The 3,067-nt window shown below is 64.4% G+C and carries 3 protein-coding genes; all 3 read right to left on the minus strand.

Annotated elements, in window-relative coordinates:
• Window positions 1–258 precede the first annotated feature (258 nt).
• The gene (locus ACFMO5_RS13905) at window positions 259–726 is read right to left on the minus strand and encodes a hypothetical protein (RefSeq protein WP_376793348.1); all 468 of its coding nucleotides are present in this window, start codon (window positions 724–726) and stop codon (window positions 259–261) included.
• Window positions 727–756: 30 nt separating this feature from the next.
• Entirely contained in the window at window positions 757–1,845 is a 1,089-nt protein-coding gene (locus ACFMO5_RS13910; RefSeq protein ID WP_376793349.1) for a hypothetical protein, read from the minus strand.
• 141 nt (window positions 1,846–1,986) lie between these two features.
• Window positions 1,987–3,067 (minus strand): glutamate mutase L (locus ACFMO5_RS13915; RefSeq protein WP_376793350.1); only part of this gene is annotated, 1,081 nt, incomplete at its 5' end.

A 3,067-nucleotide genomic window follows, 5' to 3' on the forward strand; every position in this document is an offset into this window, starting at 1 on the left:
CGCGCGCCTTCGACGCGCGGCTCGGGCCCAAAAATATTTTGCCTCCCCTCTTCCCGCGGCCCCCGGGCCATAGAGCGAGGGGATTAAAGGAGATGGAGCCCTTCCGCCCCTTCGCGGGAGCTCCGCACCGAATTCGGAAAACCAAGCCCAAGAGGATGACCGTTACGATCCTGCTACGCGTGAGGATCGTTCGGACAGCGAGGGCTTTTCCGTTGCCGTCCGAACGATCCTCACCACCGGCTCCGGAGGGCTACCCAATCACGAGGCCTGAGGGCGCGAACGAAGTCGGCGGGCCAGGAAGGCCAACAGGAGCACCCCAAGCGCTCCCAGCCCCCATCCAATCCCCCCTCCACCGGTTTGTGGCAAACCGCTGGGCCGCGGGGTAGGGGTTGGGCGAATGGGTGTGGCTGTGATCCTAGGGGTTGGGGTGGCGGTCGGCCGGCCTGCCGCCGCAAGCGGGGGCGTGGGCGTCGCGACCTGAACCGGCGTCGGGCTCGGCGTGGGCGTATAGGTCGGCGGCAGCGGGCTCGGCGAGGGGATGGGTGTTCGAGTGGGGGCGCCAGCTGGCGCGGCCGGCCGTCCCCGAGCGGGCCCGCTCAGGGCCAGGTACAGGCCGATCGCGAAAAGAAGCGCGACGAAAATCCCACCCAGAACCAGCACACCGAGCAGGAATGTCCGATTCGGCGCTTCCTCAGGGGGCAATTCCTCCAGTTCGATGTCGGTCATTCGAATCGCCTCCTTACTGGGGTGCTTCTTTTACGAGCGAAGGATTTCCACATTATAAACCGGAACCCAAACGTTCCCCTCCCCGCCATCCAGCTGGATCTCCACGCACCAGGCCCGCAGGCCGCTATCCAGCGTCCAGGGATACGGAGAGATCCTTTCCACCGTCCCGGTGCGCCCTCGATAGGGTTCTCGCAGCAAGCGCACCCGAAGGCCGGGTTGAAGGAATACCTCCCCCTCCGGCTCAGGAGGCGGCAGGCTCTCCGTCGGCACAGGGATCAAGATCTCCGGGCGGCCCGGCAAGCCATCCGAGCGCAGGGGCGGTTGGAGCACAAAGGCTTCCCGTCCCTGATAAAGGGAGAGGATCCGAAAGATCCCAGGATGCATCGGGAGACGGCCGAACCCCTCCGTCAGGACGATTGGAAAGGAAACCTCACGCACCATGGACAGGAGGGAAGCGTCCATGCTTCCGGCAATGATCCCCTTGACCTGAAGCCGCTCGGCCTGCTCCAGGGCGCTCGGTTCGATCCATGCGCCCCCCACAACGATGGTCCCCTGCGCGACCGGGTCGATCGATCGCGCTCGTAGCGGCTCCGCCCCGCTGGTGACGATTCGAATCATCCCGCTGAAATCGGGGCCGCTGGACCAAAAGGCCTGGATTAGGGCGCCCTTGGTTTCGATCACTGCGCCATAGGAAGGGAGGACTTCGGCGACCGTTCCGGGAAACCCTGCCCGGACTTCGATTTCACGCACGCCTGTCCAGATCAGAACCTTCCCTCCGCCCGTGGCCACGATCTCCCCATCCACCGGCGAGCGCGCCCGCAAGGTGCGCAGTCCCATCCAGATCCGCCGCTGCGCCAGGACTTCCTGAGCGCGCACGGAAGCGCCAGATTTCTGCTGCAAGTACGCGGCGGCCCGTTCAGGAGGGACCTTCAACTGGCTGGCAATATCCACGATGACCACAGCGGTCGGCTGCTCCGCCACAGCAAGGACAGTCGTGGCTTCCACTTGATCCCCACGCCGAACCAGCACTTTGCCCGGCACGGACAGCCGGCGCTCCCGACGGATCGTCGCCAGGGCGATAAACCGGACTTCCTCTGGGTAAAACCGCAGCATCTCCATCGGCTGATCGGGCCTCGCTTGGATAGGAGGATTGTAATGCTCACCCTGTAGATGCGATAAGAGAGTTGCTTCGCCGTGAAAATGAAAAGAGTATGGAAATTTTCTATGAAGCCGCCCCTCATAAAATTCCACGCATGGAGCTCAATAAATCCCTCCTCCCAAGGCGCCAACATCCCACAGCCAGCGCTGGATCTGCTCCCGACGCGCGTCCGGAGCGTCTGCCAGCCGAAGTGGACGACCCCGCCCATCCACGATCAACCCGAGCAGCCCGCCCACAATGCGGATCCGTCGCGGGGCTCGACGGGGGCCCCAGCCCAAATCGACCGGGCGTCGCATCCGGAACCGCCGGAGCTCCATTTCACCGGTCCCCGGAGTCGGCACCACTTCCAATCGCCCCCCGCGCACTTCAATCTCATATACAGACTCCGCGCCCTCAGGCCCACGATGATACACCTCAACAGTGAACAACAACTCATCCAGCCCCACCGAGCCATCCAGAGCAGGGGCCAGGACCGTGGCCAAGGGGATCCATGGCCGGCCGGCCACCACCTCGATCGCCAGCGAGGCATCCAGCGCAGCCACTGCCCCCAGGCTTGGGGTGAGCCCGACCGGGTCCCAAAGCAAGGTGGTCAGCCCAACCGGTTGCAGCGCATCCAGCGCCGCCAGGGCAAACGCCCCAGGGCGGGCGTGGGCGGCGAAGGCCCCACCGCTCAGGAGGATCGGCTCAAAGGCCCGGGGGGTCTGCCCCAACTCCGGCCAAAGCTCTCGCAGCTGTTCCCAGGCTTCCCCAATGGCCTCCCGTGCGAAAGCCAGCTCAATCCACATCTCCTCGATCGTCTGAGGGATCGAAAGCGGATGCATCGCCTTCGTCCAGACGAAGGCCTCCAGGACTTCGGGTTGGATCTCCTGAGGCAGCCATCGCGCGATGCGCTCATACCCTCGGCGTTGGTATAGGCTCAGGATCCCCTGTCCGATCCCGCTTTCCGATCGCACCACTTGAGCCAACAACCCGCCGCGGGCGGCTGCGACCACCGTATGATTGCCTCCCACATCAACCACCAGCGTTCCCCGATCCTGAGCCTCCATGCTCAGGTAACGAGCCACATGGCTTAGCGCCCTCGCGGTTGGCAGGATATCCCCTCGAGCCCAGTTTTGCAGAAGCGAAAACCCGGGGAGGCTTGTCGTCCCCAGCTCCACATATCGCTGATCCATTGCCTCGACC

Source organism: Thermoflexus sp., assembly GCF_042408365.1.
Classification (GTDB): Bacteria; Chloroflexota; Anaerolineae; order Thermoflexales; family Thermoflexaceae; genus Thermoflexus.

Excerpts from the sequence above, each read along its gene's own strand:
- ACFMO5_RS13905 (WP_376793348.1), bottom strand. The coding sequence starts at position 726 with ATGACCGACATCGAACTGGAGGAATTGCCCCCTGAGGAAGCGCCGAAT.
- ACFMO5_RS13910 (WP_376793349.1), bottom strand. The coding sequence starts at position 1,845 with ATGGAGATGCTGCGGTTTTACCCAGAGGAAGTCCGGTTTATCGCCCTG.